At 57.1% G+C, this 16,022-nt stretch carries 12 protein-coding genes; 2 read left to right on the plus strand and 10 right to left on the minus strand.

All coding sequences use genetic code 11. The annotated features are described in order from the left end of the window. Positions 1-71: 71 nt before the first annotated feature. Positions 72-5,012, minus strand: a complete 4,941-nt coding sequence (locus ABRP31_RS23695; RefSeq protein ID WP_349972447.1) for an alpha-2-macroglobulin — start codon at positions 5,010-5,012, stop codon at positions 72-74. 215 nt (positions 5,013-5,227) lie between these two features. Here ABRP31_RS23695 and ABRP31_RS23700 point away from each other — a divergent pair, with 215 nt between their 5' ends. Then, complete coding sequence (locus ABRP31_RS23700) at positions 5,228-6,586, plus strand: MATE family efflux transporter (protein ID WP_349972448.1); 1,359 nt, start codon at positions 5,228-5,230, stop codon at positions 6,584-6,586. Here ABRP31_RS23700 and ABRP31_RS23705 read toward each other — a convergent pair. The 5 genes from ABRP31_RS23705 to ABRP31_RS23725 all read right to left on the minus strand — a co-directional run bounded on the left by ABRP31_RS23705 (position 6,558) and on the right by ABRP31_RS23725 (position 12,669). Next, positions 6,558-7,970, minus strand: coding sequence for a contractile injection system protein, VgrG/Pvc8 family (locus ABRP31_RS23705; protein WP_349972449.1), 1,413 nt, complete (start codon positions 7,968-7,970; stop codon positions 6,558-6,560). The two genes, ABRP31_RS23700 and ABRP31_RS23705, sit on opposite strands and share 29 nt — an antisense overlap. Positions 7,971-8,298: 328 nt before the next feature. Beyond that, complete coding sequence (gene speA / locus ABRP31_RS23710) at positions 8,299-10,212, minus strand: arginine decarboxylase (RefSeq protein WP_087274523.1); 1,914 nt, start codon at positions 10,210-10,212, stop codon at positions 8,299-8,301. A gap of 147 nt (positions 10,213-10,359) precedes the next feature. Continuing rightward, on the minus strand, positions 10,360-10,731 hold the full coding sequence (locus tag ABRP31_RS23715; protein WP_095101804.1) for a translation initiation factor Sui1: 372 nt from the start codon (positions 10,729-10,731) through the stop codon (positions 10,360-10,362). A gap of 318 nt (positions 10,732-11,049) precedes the next feature. Further along, positions 11,050-11,586 carry an NUDIX hydrolase gene (locus ABRP31_RS23720; RefSeq protein WP_349972450.1) on the minus strand — a complete coding sequence of 179 codons (537 nt, stop codon included), beginning with the start codon at positions 11,584-11,586 and terminating at the stop codon, positions 11,050-11,052. A 3-nt stretch (positions 11,587-11,589) separates the two neighbouring features. Continuing rightward, a complete protein-coding gene (locus ABRP31_RS23725; protein WP_087274529.1) occupies positions 11,590-12,669 on the minus strand; it encodes a DUF2333 family protein in 1,080 nt (359 codons plus the stop codon). A gap of 582 nt (positions 12,670-13,251) precedes the next feature. Between ABRP31_RS23725 and ABRP31_RS23730 the strand changes: the two genes are divergently transcribed. Then, the gene (locus tag ABRP31_RS23730; RefSeq protein WP_349972451.1) at positions 13,252-13,791 is read left to right on the plus strand and encodes a Bro-N domain-containing protein; all 540 of its coding nucleotides are present in this window, start codon (positions 13,252-13,254) and stop codon (positions 13,789-13,791) included. Between the two features lie 157 nt (positions 13,792-13,948). Here the strand turns inward: ABRP31_RS23730 and ABRP31_RS23735 are convergent, their stop codons facing one another. From ABRP31_RS23735 to ABRP31_RS23750, 4 genes are read right to left on the minus strand one after another with little or no spacing between them, the layout of a single operon-like run. Next, positions 13,949-14,281, minus strand: a complete 333-nt coding sequence (locus ABRP31_RS23735) for a hypothetical protein (protein WP_349972452.1) — start codon at positions 14,279-14,281, stop codon at positions 13,949-13,951. Between the two features lie 49 nt (positions 14,282-14,330). Beyond that, complete coding sequence (locus tag ABRP31_RS23740) at positions 14,331-14,831, minus strand: hypothetical protein (protein ID WP_349972453.1); 501 nt, start codon at positions 14,829-14,831, stop codon at positions 14,331-14,333. Next, positions 14,828-15,334, minus strand: coding sequence for an Hcp family type VI secretion system effector (locus ABRP31_RS23745; RefSeq protein WP_349972454.1), 507 nt, complete (start codon positions 15,332-15,334; stop codon positions 14,828-14,830). Before ABRP31_RS23745 ends, ABRP31_RS23740 begins: the two co-directional genes overlap by 4 nt. Then, a complete protein-coding gene (locus ABRP31_RS23750; protein WP_349972455.1) occupies positions 15,334-16,014 on the minus strand; it encodes a hypothetical protein in 681 nt (226 codons plus the stop codon). The genes ABRP31_RS23745 and ABRP31_RS23750 overlap by 1 nt, the downstream gene beginning before the upstream one ends. Positions 16,015-16,022 lie beyond the last annotated feature (8 nt).

Raw genomic sequence — 16,022 nt, forward strand, 5'->3', positions numbered from 1 at the left:
CAGTTCCAATGTTTGCTGCGCGACAGCGCGGTGTCAGTGACACAGGGCAGCGCCTACAGGGATTTGCATACTTACTTACCCTTCACCACCATCTGCGCAGCCGCTTCACCCAGCGCTTGCCAGTTCGGCCGATACATCGACTCCACTTGCGGCGGCGGTACGCGATAGACACCCGGGGTCACGGCGCGAGCCAGGTACAGCAGGTGCACCGTGTTGTAGCCATTCAAATCCAGCGCAGCAACGAAGCGATCACCGCGGTATTCCTGATGTTTGATACCGGCATTCTCCATCGACTGGCGCCACTCTTTTACTGACTCGCTGGCGTCTTCCAGGCTGGCAGCGCTTTGCGCCAGATTCTGGTTTTCCAGCTCCAGACCGGCAGGCAGTAGATCCACGACCAGTGCATCCGGCACCCGTTGCTGAGCTTTGACTTCAATGTGCACCAGCAACAGCTGGCCACTTTTCAACGCGTTGAGGTTGGCAGGTTCGCCATCAAGACCAAGGTAATCGCGGCGAATACTGAGGTTCTCGCCTCCGGCCACCGGTGCCTGAGTCGGATACCCCGAGAGCGTCAACTGCTGATACAGCGTCCCGCCATTCTGGTTCTGCACCGACATCGGCGAAGCCAGCAAAGGCCCTTCAAGTTTGAGACCTGGCTGTTCGTTGCTCAGCTCGCGACTTTCAGCGCCTGCATGAAGCGTCGCCGCCCATTTGCTTTCCGGCTTGCCCAACAGATCACGTCCCGCGAGGAACAGCGCGTTACGCTCCTGAGTGGACAGATAGCGGCTCGCCGCCACTTCATCTGCCAGAGCAAACAGGCGCTGGTCGCGCTTGTCCGCTGCCAGATTGTTTTCTTCCAGCAGCGCCAGGATCAACGCCTGATCACGCAGCGGACTGCCGTAATCGGCGAGCCATTCGTTGCCTTTACGGCCTGCTGCCAGACCAGCCATCATGGCTTGATCGGCACGCGGCTTGTCGCCCATCTTCTCCAGTGCCACCGACAGCTGCACCAGCGGTAAACCGGAGCGGGCATCGGTGCGACGATCAAACAGACTGCGCAAAGCGCCCAGCGGAGCTTGCTGACTGCGAGACAACACCAGACCTGCATAGGCTTGCACCGCAAAGCGCGTGTGCTCAGCGTTCTGGCTATAACTGACTTCGATCTGGTTGCGCTCCTGCAGATAACGCAGCAGGCGCTCATTGGCTTTCTTCAGCGCATCAGGCGGCACTGCAAAACCCTGATCACGCGCCCGCAACAGGAAGTCGGTGACGTAAGCCGTCAGCCAGTATTCTTCCTCGCCATCGGCATTCCACAACCCGAAGCTGCCGTTATGACGCTGCATGCCCAACAACCGCTCGATACCTAACTCGACCTTGCGCTTGCGCACGGCATCGGCTTCGCCTTTGATGCCCAGACGCTTGAGAGTGGCGGCATCAGCATAGAGCGATGGATAAAGCCCGCTGGCGGTCTGTTCGAGGCAGCCATAGGGGTAGGCTTCCAGAGCGCGAATCTGCTCACCCAGATTGAGCGGCGGACGACTAGACACCGACAGCATGGCTTCGCGACCGGCAGGTTCGAACGCATCGAGCGCGCCTTCCGGCAGGTTCCACGGCTGCTCATTCAGGGTTGTGCGGTAATGCTTGAGCATCGCCGGATAAACCGGCCGTACGCCGATGGTCCACTCTCGGGAGAACGGCGGCAGGTTTTCGTCCGGCAACACCAATCCGTTTACCACGACCTTGAACTTGCCCTGCCCCAGCCCGCCCTCGGCGCGCACCGGAATACGCAACGTTGTACGTTCACCCTGTGCCAGTTGCACGCTCTGGCTGAGTTGACCATTGGCAAGACTCAACTGGCCTTCAGCGGTGGCTTGCACCGTGAGCTTTTGCGCCTGACCGGACAGATTAGAGAGGTCCAGCGCTACCGTAGTCTGATCGCCACCGGCAAGGAAACGCGGGGCAGACAGCTCGGCAATGATCGGCGCGGCCACTACGGTTTTAGCTTCGGCCATGCCGTAGCGCTCGCCGGTCCAGGCCTGGGCCATGATGCGCAACTCACCGTTGAAATCCGGAATGTCGACGCTGACTTCACCTTCGCCCTGCTCGTTGAGGGTGACCGGCGCGCTTTGCAACGCCACGATCGTCACCGACGTATCAGGACGCTTGCCGCCCTTGGCCAGGGCGTCACCACCGAAAGCCAGACTGGCCAGACGGTTGCGACCGGCTTCGATCAACTGGCCGTAAACATCCAGCTGATCGGCACCATACTCTTTGCGGCCAAACAGACTGGCGAATGGATCCGGCGTGGCGTAACGGGTGATATTGAGGATGCCCACGTCCACTGCAGATACCAATACATGGACTTCTTTCGGCACGCTGCCATCTGCGTTCTTCGCCGCAACCTTGAGTTTCAATGGCTGTTTGGGACGCATTTTTTCAGGTGCAGTCACCGTCAAAGCCAGTTTGCGCGGCGAGCGATCCAGTGGCAGATGCAACACACCGACCGCACGTTTAGGGGTGACGTTGGCCTTGCGTTCACCGGGACGAACCACCAGTGCACTCACATACAAATCATGCCGCGCCCATTGCTTGTCCAGCGGCACATCGAAGCTCTTGCCCTCGGCAGGTACGTCAATCTCTTGCCACCACAGCGGCCCTTCACTGGACTCAACCAGCAAATAACCCTTGCCTGCGGCAGGCGGCGTAACCGTGACCTTGGCCGTATCGCCATCGGTGTAACCCGGTTTATCCAGCGCCAGCTTGACCTGATCGGGACGCACCGCACCGCCTTCCGCGTTGTCCTGCCAGCGATAACCCGCCCAGAAACGCAGACTGCTGATCAAACCGGTTGCAGGATCTTCGACTTCAACCCGATAAGGGCCCCATTCCACCGGAAAAGTAACCTTGGCGGTCGAGTCTTGCTTGATGTTGATGGTTTCTTCGCTGAGGTTGAGGAATTTCTCGTTGAAGTGATAACTCCAGCCTTCGCTGTCCGAGTAATTCCAGTAATAGTCACGACGCTCGCGAACCAGCCGGACTTTGACGTTATCGGCCGACAGCTTATTGCCCGCGTAGTCGGCGACCAGCACTTCAAACTCAACCGGACCATCACCATCGGTCTGCGGCATGCCGCTGGCTTCATCGTATTCATCGTTGCTGCCCGGATTGCTACCGAACAGAGGGCGCAGCCCCGGCATCTGCTCGGCAGGCCACACCGGCTGCACCAGCCGTCGAGTGATCGGGCGACCACCGGACTCTTGCAGACTGGCTTGCAGGATCAACTGCACCGGCGACTTGGCGTTCGACCATTTGCTTTCAACGTCCAGGCTCAGCTTGCCCTGTGCGTCCAGGGTGCTGGCTTCGAGCTCCAGATCCTGCTTGAGCTCTTGCTCGGTGATCGAGCCAAACTGATAACCCGGCAAGCCCGGCACCGCTTCGCGCAACGGCCTTACGTGGAGCAAACCGGTCAGATTATTGCCGGACGCCGGAGCACCGTAGAGGTAACGGCCGGTGATATCGAACACCGCGTTTTCGGTTGTGGCGATGGGGGTCTCGCTGCCTTTGATTTCCAGCGCCAGCCGCTCTGGCAGGAAGTCTTCGACCTGAAACTCATACAACTGCGGCTTGCCGTCCCCCAGATCAAACACCAACTGCCAGCGCCCGGTCGGAGCCTCGTCCGCCAGTTGCAGCTGATATTGATACAAGCCCGATTTGTCTGCGTCCCAGACAAACTTGCGGCTGACCTGCTCGTCCGGTCGACGCACTTCGACGGTAATCGGTTGGGGTTTTACATCCTTGCCGTCGATGTCGCGCAGCAAGCCGTTAAGCAACACCGTTTCCCCCGGACGATACAAATCCCGTGGGCCGAAAATGAAAAACTGTAGAGGATGGGCTTGCGGTCCGGTGATGTCGAACTCAGCCAGATCCAGCGCCGAGCTGTCCAGGCGCAACATGCTGGTCTGCTCGTCTTTATGCGCCAGCAGCACAGCAGCCTTGATCGGCAGCGGCAACTCGGCATGGCCGGCAGCGTCGGTTTTTGCCTGACCAATGACGTTGCCTTTGCTGTCATAAAGCTCCAGCTCGACACCGCTCAAAGCTTTACCGCCCTCAAGCGCCTGGGTAAAAGCATCAAGACGATTGGCGTAGCGGTGCACCGACAAACCGATGTCACTGAGGGTGAACAGAGTGGCTGGATTGGAGTAGGTGTAAGTGCCAGAGGCGCGCATTACCGCCAGATAAACCCCAGGACCTTGCAGCGCTTTGATTCCGGCAATCGGCAACAACAGGGTTTCCCGAGTGTTGCGCGCCGGGTTCAGGTCAAAGCGCCCTTCGTAAACCAGATCCGCCTTGTCCAACAGGTCTTTTGATTCGTAATACTCGATGCTCGATGCACCGCGCCAATTGCTGAGAAAGGCTGGCAACGCATCGGGTTTGACCCGGAAGAACTCGACGTTGACCTTGTCGACATTCAGCGCGATTACCGGCAAACCTTCAGCCAGACGAGTCGGCAGCAGGCTGCCACGGCTGGCGAAACCGACGGTGGGCTGCAGGTCGGCGGTCTCCAGGCGGCTGATGAACTCCGCCGCCAGTTTCGCCTTATTGACGCCGATCAGGCCCGCATCCACCGTGAGCACCAGTTTGCGCTTGGGCTCAAGATGCCGCAGACGCAGTTCCATCAGGTTGTCGGACAGCTCCCATGCGCCGTCGACCTTGCCATTCTTGCTGTCCACCAGATGCAGTTTTTCAGCGAACTTCTGCTCCGGGTCGAGCGGCACGGAAAAGCTCACCGACAAGGTGCTCGCCCCGTCCACCTGAATTTCCGAAACGTCCACGACGGTCAAGTCGCGGCCCTCATAACGCTTGCTCAACGCGGGAAGATCAATCGCTGGCTTGGGCTTGTTCGACTCCACCGCCACAGGTTGTGACGCCGGGGCGGGTTTGTCCGGAGCAGAAGAATCACAGGCGCTCAGCAGCGCAAGCGCGCAGGCCAGAAACAGTCCTTTGTTAAACATGGGGCACTCATCGGCGGCAGGTTGAGAGAGGTAACTATATAGCAGGCATATGACCGGAGATGTCAGAGCGCGAGAATAGACCGCTGGTATGAGACTTTGTTCTCAGGGGGCTGCGTAGGAAAAGAGGACAGGCATTGTGGGGCCGCAGGTTTCAGTGTGGGGTCCCACTGAATGGCTGGATACCTCTACAATGCCCGCCTTGTCCGGGAGCCTTCATGTCCAATTTGCTTGATGACTGGCGCGATCGCGCTACCCACCGCCGGGTCTGGGCGTTGGCTGCGCCGATGATTCTGTCGAACATTTCCGTGCCCATGGTGGCACTGGTCGACAGCGCGGTGATTGGCCATCTGCCCCACGCCCATCAACTGGGTGCAGTGGCTGTAGGCTCGACCCTCTACACCTTTCTTGCCTGGACCATGGGTTTTCTGCGCATGGGCACCACCGGCTTTGCGTCACAGGCCGCGGGGCGCAATGACGGTTCGGCGTTACGTCAGATCCTGCTGCAAGGGCTGTTGCTGGCGATGGGACTGGCGCTATTGCTCGGCGTAATCGGCCTGCCGTTCAGCCATCTGGCGCTGAGCCTGATGCAACCATCGGCTGACCTGCAACAACTGACAGAGGAATTCTTCCATACCCGACTCCTGGGCCTGCCTGCCGCGCTGGCCGGTTATGCACTGGTCGGCTGGTTTCTGGGCACCCAGAACGCACGCGCGCCGCTGATAATTCTGTTGACCACCAATCTGGTCAACATCGCCCTGAACCTGTGGTTCGTACTCGGGCTGGACTGGGGCGTTGTCGGCTCAGCCCGGGCTTCGGTCATTGCCGAGTGGACGGGCGCACTGCTGGGTCTGGCATTAACGCAGAAAACCCTGCTCGCCTGGCCCGGCCAAGTGTTGTGGCCAGCCCTGAAACGCTGGGAAAACTGGCGGCCACTATTGGCTGTAAACCGCGACATATTCATCCGCAGCCTGGTGCTGCAATCGGTGTTTTTTCTGATTACCGTTCAGGGCGCACGGCTGGGTGATGCAACGGTGGCCGCCAATGCGCTGCTGCTCAATGGTTTGCTGCTCACCGCCCATGCGCTGGACGGGCTGGCTCATGCAGTTGAAGCACTGTGCGGCCATGCGATCGGCGCCAGAAACAAGATCGCGTTGCGCCGCTCACTGACCGTCGCCGGAGGCTGGTCGCTGATTGCCAGCGTGGCCTTCGCGCTGCTGTTTCTGGTGGCCGGGCATCTGTTCATCAGCATGCAGACCGACATCGTCGAGGTCCGCGAAACGGCCTTTATCTATTTACCTTATCTGGCCGCGCTGCCCTTGCTGGCAGTCTGGAGTTACCTGCTCGACGGCCTGTTCATCGGCGCCACCCGCGCCCGGGAAATGCGCAACACCATGTTGGTCAACATGCTGCTTATCGCGCCGTTCGCGTTTGGGCTGCAAAGTTTTGGCAACCATGGCTTATGGCTGACTCTGCTGCTGTTCATGCTGCTACGGGCCTTGACCCTGGGGTTTGTCACTTGGCAACTGAGCAAGCGCGGCGCCTGGTTCAGCGCTCCGGGTCAACATCAAGCGTAACCCCGGCAGTCAGCAGGATTTGCGGGCTGCTCAGCTTCACCCCGGCAGCATCAATGCTCAGCGTGCTGTCGCCGACAGTGAAGGAGAGCTCACAGCCTTGTTGATAAATAATCCGCGCGCCGCCCTCGATCTGAATCCAGGACTCGCCGTCCACAGCCGCCATGGCCCCAAGATTCATCTCAAGCTTTTCAGGCGGCGATGACGCTTGCGGTGGATCGGCGATGACATCCGTGGATTGCCAAACACAGGCGCTGATCAGTGGCCGCCCCATGTCCCCGTCGATAAAACTCACCACCACCTGCATGCCGCCACGCAGTGCCGTGTTCAGATGCGAGGCCACCGGCAACCAACAGTTGGTACAAGCAGCGCCCTGCCCTGAATAAGTCCAGTCGAACTGCACATTGATCCGGCCTTCGGCGTCAGGGCTGACAGGCTCATCTAACGCGCCGACCACATGAGCGCACTGGATTGTCGCGACACAGCCTTGCGGCAATAGCGGCGGTTTGAAACCCGACTCCCACGGGGCAACCTGAAAATGATTGATGTACATGCCTTTCTGGACGGCGGTTACGTTGCTCAGTTGGCCAGGATCAAAGCCGTGGTGCGTCACGGCAGTCACAAGCCACAGATGATTCATACCTGCGTCCGGATGCCCCTTGAGCGGCAACAAATGCCCGGAGGAAACGAACGGCAACGTGCTTTCACCTTCCCCCTTCTGACGCGTGCGATCAGCTTGCTCATCGTCCACCTCCAACACCCTGAAGCGAGTCACCCCAGCCTGCATCGGTACCTGCTGAAAGTTCGCCGTTGATGTCCGACGAAAGACCCGCAAGCCATCGCCGAATACCTGCTCATGGCCTTTCCTGGAATGGCGAAAGTGGTAGTGAATGCCCTCTTGCGCACACAGGCGCTGCACAAACTGCAAGTCCGACTCGCGGTACTGCGCACAGAAATCGCGCTTGCAGTACTCGGCCCGAAGATCGAAGCGATAACTGTCATCCCGGATACCGTGCTCTGACAGCACCCGACTGATGATTTGCGGCGCAGTCAGGTGCTGAAAAACCCTGGGGGTATAGCGTTGCGCGAGACAGGCGAGCCGAGGCCCGATGGACAGTCGGTAACACGCAGGCCCCGGCTTGAAATGGCTGCGCACAACGCTGTGGATCTGCCCGTGAAAACCTGTTTTCTCCCCTTGGAAACTCAAAAATGCAGCGCGATACATCAGCCCCTGTTGATCCAGATGCGGCTCGTCGATCAACACTTCCAGATCAAGGACAAATGGCTCGCTGATGGCTTCCTTCCCGGTAAACGACAAGACCTGCAACCCCCGGAACAGAGGAGTTATGTCCAGACTAAAGTGATGAGCGACAGCGGGGCCGGGCATGGGTGGCTTCTCTACAGGAACGCGGCCGTGGATTCTGGCCGAGAAGATCCGTCGGGTAGAGAGCGAAACGAAGAATAGGACGTTGCCTACAGAGGAATAGGAAAGTGGAGCAGACGGCGGAGGCATCCATCTTGCCCTAAAGAAGGCGCCTGTTGGACTGCACATCGTCGTGCAGCAAACACTGTACCTGTAGGAGCTCACCGAGGTTACGAGGCCAGCGATGGCGGTTTGCCTGACACACCGCCATCGCTGGCCTCGTAACCTCGGTGAGCTCCTACAGGACCGGGGTCAACTCAGAGGATAGCCACAAGTTGACCCCAGCCTCATATCAAGAAGACAGGTAAGAAGACCGCGTCAGGCCCAAGCGCAGCGCATCCAGGAAGTACGTGCGTTCACGCGGGGTGATTTTGGCGCTGGCAACTTTGTCCCGGTAATGGGTCATCAGTTCTTCCGGCGACAAGTGCACGTAGCGCAACATGTCTTCGATGGTGTCGTGGGTTTCGATGCCGGCGGAATAAACGCTGCCATCCGGGTTCTGGTAGATGTTCACCGAATCGGTGTCACCAAACAGGTTGTGCATGTCGCCAAGAATTTCCTGATACGCGCCGACCAGGAATACGCCCAGCAAATAGTCTTCGCCTTCGTTCAGGCCGTGTACCGGCAGGCTGGTTTCGATGCTCTGCTCGTCCACGTACTGATTGATCTTGCCGTCAGAGTCGCAGGTCAGATCTTGCAGCACAGCGCGACGCACCGGCTCTTCGTTCAGACGGTGCAGCGGGATGATCGGCAACACCTGATCGATAGCCCAGGTATCCGGAAGGCTCTGGAATACCGAGAAGTTGCAGATGTACTTGTCGGCCAGCTTGTCGTTGAGTTCGTCCAGCACCTGACGATGAGAGCGTTGACGCGCTTTCAACGAGTTGTGCAGGCGACGGCAAACGGCGAAGTAGCACTGCTCGCCCAAGGCTTTTTGCGACAGGGAGATTTTGCCATCGGCGTACTGAGCCGCGATGTCACTCATATAGTGAGTGGCGCGCCAGTAGGTTTCGGTGACCATTTCGATATCGGTCGGGCCGAGCAGATCGACCAGCCATTGCAGGGTTTCCGGCAGGCTTTCCTTGTCTTCGATCACCGGGACTTCGTCGTTATGCTTCTCGACGTCAGTGACCTGAATGACCAGCATGGCGTGGTGCGCGGTCAGCGAGCGGCCGCTTTCCGAGAAAATGTGCGGGTGCGGCAGGCCCTGCGCATCGCAGAACTCTTTGAGCATGCCCACGACAACACCGGCGTAATCGTCCATGTCGTAGTTGATGGAGCTGGCGTTGCGCGAGTGAGTACCGTCGTAGTCGACACCCAGGCCGCCGCCCACGTCGATGTGATCCACCGGCAGGCCGAGGTTGCGCAGTTCGCCGTAGTAACGAATCGCTTCCTTGAAGCCATGCTGATAATCGGCAAGGTTGGCGATCTGCGAACCCATGTGGAAGTGCAGCAGGCGAATGCCCTGATCCAGACCCGCCTTGCGGAAGCGCTCAACCACGGACAGCAGTTGCGCCGCCGACAAACCGAATTTGGACTTTTCGCCACCGGTGTCAGCCCACTTGCTGGACGCCAAGGAGGACAAGCGCACGCGCAGGCCCACTTGTGGCTGAACCTTGAGCTCGGCGGCTTCTTCAATCACCAGCTCAACTTCGGACTCTTTTTCGATCACGATGAACACATTGTGACCCAGCTTCTGGCCCATCAACGCCAGACGAATGAACTCACGGTCCTTGTAACCGTTGCAGACAATAGTGCCGCCTTTCGGGGCCAGCGCCAGTACCGCCATCAACTCCGGCTTGGAACCGGCTTCCAGACCGATGGACACGTTCTGGGTCGCGATGATGTTTTCCACCACCGCTTCCTGCTGGTTAACTTTGATCGGGTACAGCGCGGTGTACTGGCTCTGGTATTCCAAGCGCGCAATATTCGCGTCGAAAGCGCCAGTCAGCTGACGCACGCGGTCTTGCAGAATGTCGGGGAAACGCACCAGCAATGGCAGGCTCAGCCCGCTTTTGCGCAAGTCATCGACCTGCTCGTAAAGATCGATAGGCGAACTGCCCGGCCCGTTGGGACGAACTTCAACACGACCCGCTTCGTTGATCGCGAAATAACCAGCGCCCCAATGGCGGATCCCGTAGACACTGCGGCTGTCCGCAACGGTCCATTGGCTGCCATCGTCTTTACGTGTGCGTCGTACGGACATCGAAGTCCCCTATAAAAAAGTCAGGTAGCGCCAGCCATAAACGGGCTGGGCGCAGTGTAAAGAGTGCAAGTGACGGTTTGGTTCCAGCGACTGATGGAAAGTAGACCCGCAATGCAAGCCAGAGTTTGCCTGCGGTCCGCGGTGCCATCAGCCGCCGGACTTCTTCGCCTTGAAGCCCTGCTTGATCAGCTCGGCCAGCAGCAGTTCGACATGATCGCCCTGAATCTCGATCACGCCGTCCTTGAGCGCTCCGCCGGTGCCGCACCGTTGCTTGAGGGTCTTGGCCAGATCCTTGAGGCCGTCTTCAGGCAATGGCACACCGGTAATAGTCGTTACCGTTTTACCGCCACGGCCTTTGCTTTCGCGGCGCACACGGGCAATGCCATCCCCTTCCGGGATCAGCGTCTGTTTGCAGATGCAGGCATCAATGGGCTGACGACAGTCGGGACAATGCCGTCCCGCGTCGGTGGAAAATACCAGGCCACCCAGGGCGGCGAAGGATGAGGCTTTTTTAGCCACCGCAAATCCTCTTGTTGAGGACTGAAGATTGGTCGACATCCATAAAGGGTCGGCCGCGAAGCCCCACTCAGGCAGGGGCAGCGCAGCTGGACGGAAACCCCCGGCCAGCTTGAAAAGGTCGCGCAGTGTAACGGCAAAAAGCCCGGTTGCTAAGGGCCAATGTGCGCCAATTTACTCAACATTTGCGACGTTGGGGATGACTCGTCATCTAACTGATCACTGCGTCATGTGGGAGCGGTGCTTGCCCGCGATAAGGGCACCGCGATCCAAAGTGAATCGCGTCCAGCTTTATCGCGGGCAAGCACCGCTCCCACAGGATTAACCCGTAGCTCCCAAATACCGCTTCAACGCCGCCACCGAATCCGGACAATAAGGCTTCTGTTCGGCCTCGCGCAGGGCCTCATCCACAGGAATGAAACGCGCCTCCAGCACCTCTTCCGGCTGCAACGTCAAAGGCCCGTCCCAGACCGCGGAGAACACCGCGCACCAGAGCCGGTTGCCCGGTTGATCAAAGAAAAAGTGCTCGTGCTCAGTCAAAGGCACACCGCTGACGCCCAATTCCTCGGCCAATTCCCGCGCAGCTGACTCAGCGTAGCTCTCGTCGGCCTGCACCATGCCGCCCGCCGCCACATCCCAGTAACCGGGATAAATTGCCTTGCTCAGCGTACGACGATGCACGCAAAGCTCGCCGGCAGAATTGAACAACAGAATATAAGTGCCGCGTCCGATCAGACCGGCTTCACGCAATTGCGAACGGACCATGCCCCCGAGTGGCTGGTCCAGCTCATCAACCCAAGCGATCAACTCGGCGTCCGAGGCGGCGCGGTGCGCAGCCTCGGCGGATGAAAACGACATCGATCAACCCTGCGACAGCAGTTGACGAAGGTCGATCACAGCGGCGTTAGCGCGAGAAATGTAGTTGGCCATGACCAGCGAGTGGTTGGCCAATACACCAAATGCGCTGCCGTTGAGCACCATTGGGCTCCACAGCGGTTCTTGCGAAGCTTCCAGCTCACGAATGATCTGACGCACGCTGACAGTGGCGTTCTTCTTGGCCAGTACATCGGCAAAGTCGACTTCGATGGCGCGCAGCAAGTGCGACAGCGCCCAGGCCTGACCGCGTGCTTCATAGAACACGTTGTCGATTTCCAGCCATGGCGTCTCGACGATCTCCTCATCAACCTGCGGCACTTCACCCGGCTTCACGGCCACCAGCGCTTCAGTTTTCAACGTGCTGTTGAGCTTCACACGGCCAACGCTCGCTGAAAGACGTTGCGACAGCGAACCCAGACGGGTATTGACGTCGCCCAGCCAGTTGCTGAGGTTGTCAGCCCGCGCATAGAACAACGCAGTTTTTGAATTCGGGTCGGACAGACGTGCTTCATAACGATTCAGTGCTGCAATACCTTCGCGGTACTGAGACTCGCTCGAAGGCAGCACCCAGCTGTTATTGCTGAAGTTGAACAACGGCTCAGCGCGGGCCAAATCGCCGTCTTCAGCCGATTGGGACTGGGAACGGGAAAAATCCTTACGCAAGGCACGGCTCAAGTCCCGCACCTGGAACATCACGCCGTATTCCCAGCTAGGAATATTGTCCAGCCACAAGCCAGGCGGGAAGCGGTCGTTGGACAGATAGCCACCGCGCTTCTCGAGCAATGTATTGACGACGGTCTTGAGAGTTTCGACGGTGGTGTAACCAATCACCATCTGCTTGCCTTCGCGCTCGGCCGCAGCCTGAGCGTTTTGCTGGACGGGGAACAACGCCGGTTCACTGCTCCAGTACCAGCCGATCAGCAAGGTGACCACCAGGTAAATCGCAACCACGGCACCCAGCGCACGGCTGTAAAACAGCCCACCCAGGTACCCACGGCGCTTGACCGAAGCCGGTTCATCGACGCGCTCTTTCGCGCTGCCTGCGCGGTTCTTCCAATCCAGCATGGCTATGTCCTTTCAATCACAGGGTTCAGTGCTCTGACCGCAACCTTACAGCAAGGTGCCTTTTGCAGGTATGTCGGGGTGGGAGGTTTTGTTGAGGATGGCTCGCGAACATATACATCAGCAGTGGGTTTACCCGTTTGCCCCCGCGATCACGAAGCAGAAGAAGAACCTGTAGGAGTGAGCTTGCTCGCGATGGCTTTCTCTCTGCGAGCAGGTCTTTGAATGACAGAACGCATCGCGAGCAAGCTCACTCCTACAGGTAGCGCGGTGTCATAAAGAACCGCAACTAATGACCACAACAAAAGCAGAAACGCCCTACAGCATTGGCCATTGACCCTAAACGGCTGCTATTTGATCATTCCCGCCCTGAGCCTAAGAACTCAAAAACCACCGTTCACCCGCCACGACAGACAGCGGTTTTTCTGCGTCTGCGCTAAGGTCACTTAGCGCAGCCGTTTATGCATCTGCGCGTCTGTCATGTCGGGAGTCGACTAATACAAGACCCTTCGGGGAAATATGTCGGCATCAGTGGTTGGTGTTCTTAGCTCCCGACGCCTTTCAGTTAAAACAAGGACAGACAGCATGGACACGCCTTTCGAACCCCTACGTTTCACCCATCAGAAACGCCATCTGCACGCCCTTATCATGGAGCAACAAGCCTGGTTCTGCGCCCGCGACCTTGGTCGTTTGATGGGCCTGTTCCTTGAAAACCGGCTGGTCCGCAAACTCGACCCCGACCAGCGCTGCACCCTGACCCTGAACTACTACGGCGAGGCGCAGGAAATGCTCATGGTCAGTGAATCCGCTGCTTACGCATTGCTGGTCCACCACCATCACCCGGCCAATAGCCAGTTGCGCCAGTGGATCACCCATGAAGTCATGCCTACGCTATTCGCCGCACGCATTCATTCACTGCATAACAGCCCAACGCCCGCGCGACTGGAATGGCAAGGCGGCGAACTGGGCGTTATCCATTGGCAAAATGAACCGTGGATCAGGCTGCGGGACATGCCGAGCTTGTTGCCGGGGCGAGAGGGGTTGCAGGTCAGGCCGGTGAGTTGGTGGAGGCGGATTAAGCGTCGGTTGGGAGTCCGCCAGGGAAGAGAGCAAATGCGTTTCTGATTACCGAACTGACGAATGCCAGAAAGCGCTTACCCTTCCCACCTCTATCGAGAAAAACAGAATCGCGATGAGCCCGTACCCGATCTGGCCGCTTGTAGTTTTTACCGGAAGTTGCTCACGTGTAGCGAATGCTAACGCACATATATCGCAGCACGGCTCATCTGGTTTCCTTACATGGTTCTGAATGAAAGTTTCCACGGTCGTAGCCATAGCTACATCGTTCAAGATCCGCCTCAGTAGAGAGGGTGGTAATTATTCCAAGTCTATATTTGCAATAATCAATAACTAGCTGCTTATCCACCATCGACAGCTCCTGCAGAGTCTTTCCCTCGCCCTGACTGGCAAAAATATTATAGAATTTAACTTGTATAGTGAAATATTTCTTCTTGAACAGAATTGCTTCCAGATCAGCATCTTCCAGATAATCATAATACCCGTAGCTAAGACAAAAATACAAAGCAACCAACGCACAGTAAATCAACACCTTCATATCAACGCTCTCCTCGCAAACCGCTCAAGCACCGGCGGAGCAATCAACGTTAAACCCGCAACTGGATATTCATATCAGCAGCCACCATTTCACTTTTAGTAATTTTTTTAGTGTGCAGCACGCCAAACCCATCGGTTGAGCAATGGTGCTTCCCCCCATTGATCCGACAAAGAAATCGGTTACGGATGATTCTCTCTCCTGTGTAGCTATCCACCATTCTAAACAGGGTTCTTTCGATTTTCGGCTGAGGCGGTGGTGAACGCATGAGTTCAAGCGCTCGGCACTCTCGGATCTGCTCATTGGTTTTTTTAGTCACAAGGCTGTTATCAAAATAATAAGCCTGATCCTTTATCAACAACCATTCGCCACTTCCAACCAGCGCCAATACCTCAGAATCAAGATCAAGCATCAATTCCCGCCTGAGTTGAGCCATGCCTTCAATTTTCTCAAATGAGTCAAATGACTGATTGACCAACACGTGCGCTTCAGCTGAGGAGTAAGCGTGTTCAAGTTCTTCGGGTAAAGACACATCGGCGTTAATTAGCTTCAATCGAATGCAGCTCCTTGCCACTCATCCGAACCAATCGTCCGAGCAGTCTCGTGTTTCCAGAGAATTTCCTGATAAGAAAAGCTGATTTTTTCCAACTGGGTGAACTGCTCGAACTGGGAGTCTTGGCAGTGAGGCATGATTATGTCGACGCCGACGACGACCGCTTTTTTGAACTCGACAGTGTAGAAGTGCTCTTGATTGCCATTGGCAGAGGTACGATAAAATTCCAGCCGACACAAACTCAACACCTCGCCGTCGCACAGAGCCATGTGCAGAAGAGGTGATGACTTATCAAAAGCCTTGGTGATGACGAAAGGCTTATGCATACGATGCCCCGCGCTTTTGCCCGTTGGTACTGATAACCCGTGATTAAAAGCCTGGACCATAATTTTGTCTTCATGGTCTTTTTGCCATTTGGAACCCATTGATGCCTCCCCCATCGCGCCGGCGCTGATAAGGCCTTGCGTTCTACCTTTTATTGTCATGTAACAAGGACTGGGCATTACAATTTCTCCTTTAGTTTTTGCAGACAGCGTTCGTCGCAAACCAATGTCTGTGATTTTGCATTCTCGTGTTCCTCCCTGCGTTGCATCCATGCTTTAGCGACATTCAGCTTTATTTGGCAGCGCTCTTCAGCAAGAGATTCTTTAACGTTGGAGCAGTGAATCGACAGTGATGCATGATACTTTTCCCCAGCCTGCCAGTAAGTAGTCGCACCGCTGCTAAAACCCCGAATCTTAGTACGCCACTCTTGCGAGTCGGCAATCGGTGGATTATCAATAGGATAAAGGGGCGACCACCCTTTTGCTTGCCACTGCTGTTGTAGATCCAGTACAACGCCAAGCGCGCCATCCAGCGATAACAGCTTCGTTTGAGGACGGATAACTACACTTTCGACTTTTTGATTATCGAACGCAATAATAAAAAAATCAGCTACGGGGGTCACAAATCCATACACTGGATCTATAAAGCGTAGACGAGCATCCGTTTTAGGAGAGAATCCCCACATTACTCCGGGTGGTGCGGCGCCAATACTCGCAGAAGAGCGGTCACGCATGCGATCCCAAGGTTCGCCGATAATAAGCGCGATTTCACGCTCCCCAAAATACGACTCTATTACCCAATACACTGCTATCGCGCTCAGGCACGTAACAAGTCCGACTTGCTTGCCGGATAGCTTCATCTGGGCAC

The organism is Pseudomonas caspiana (genome assembly GCF_040224095.2).
GTDB classification, from domain to species: Bacteria; Pseudomonadota; Gammaproteobacteria; order Pseudomonadales; family Pseudomonadaceae; genus Aquipseudomonas; species Aquipseudomonas caspiana.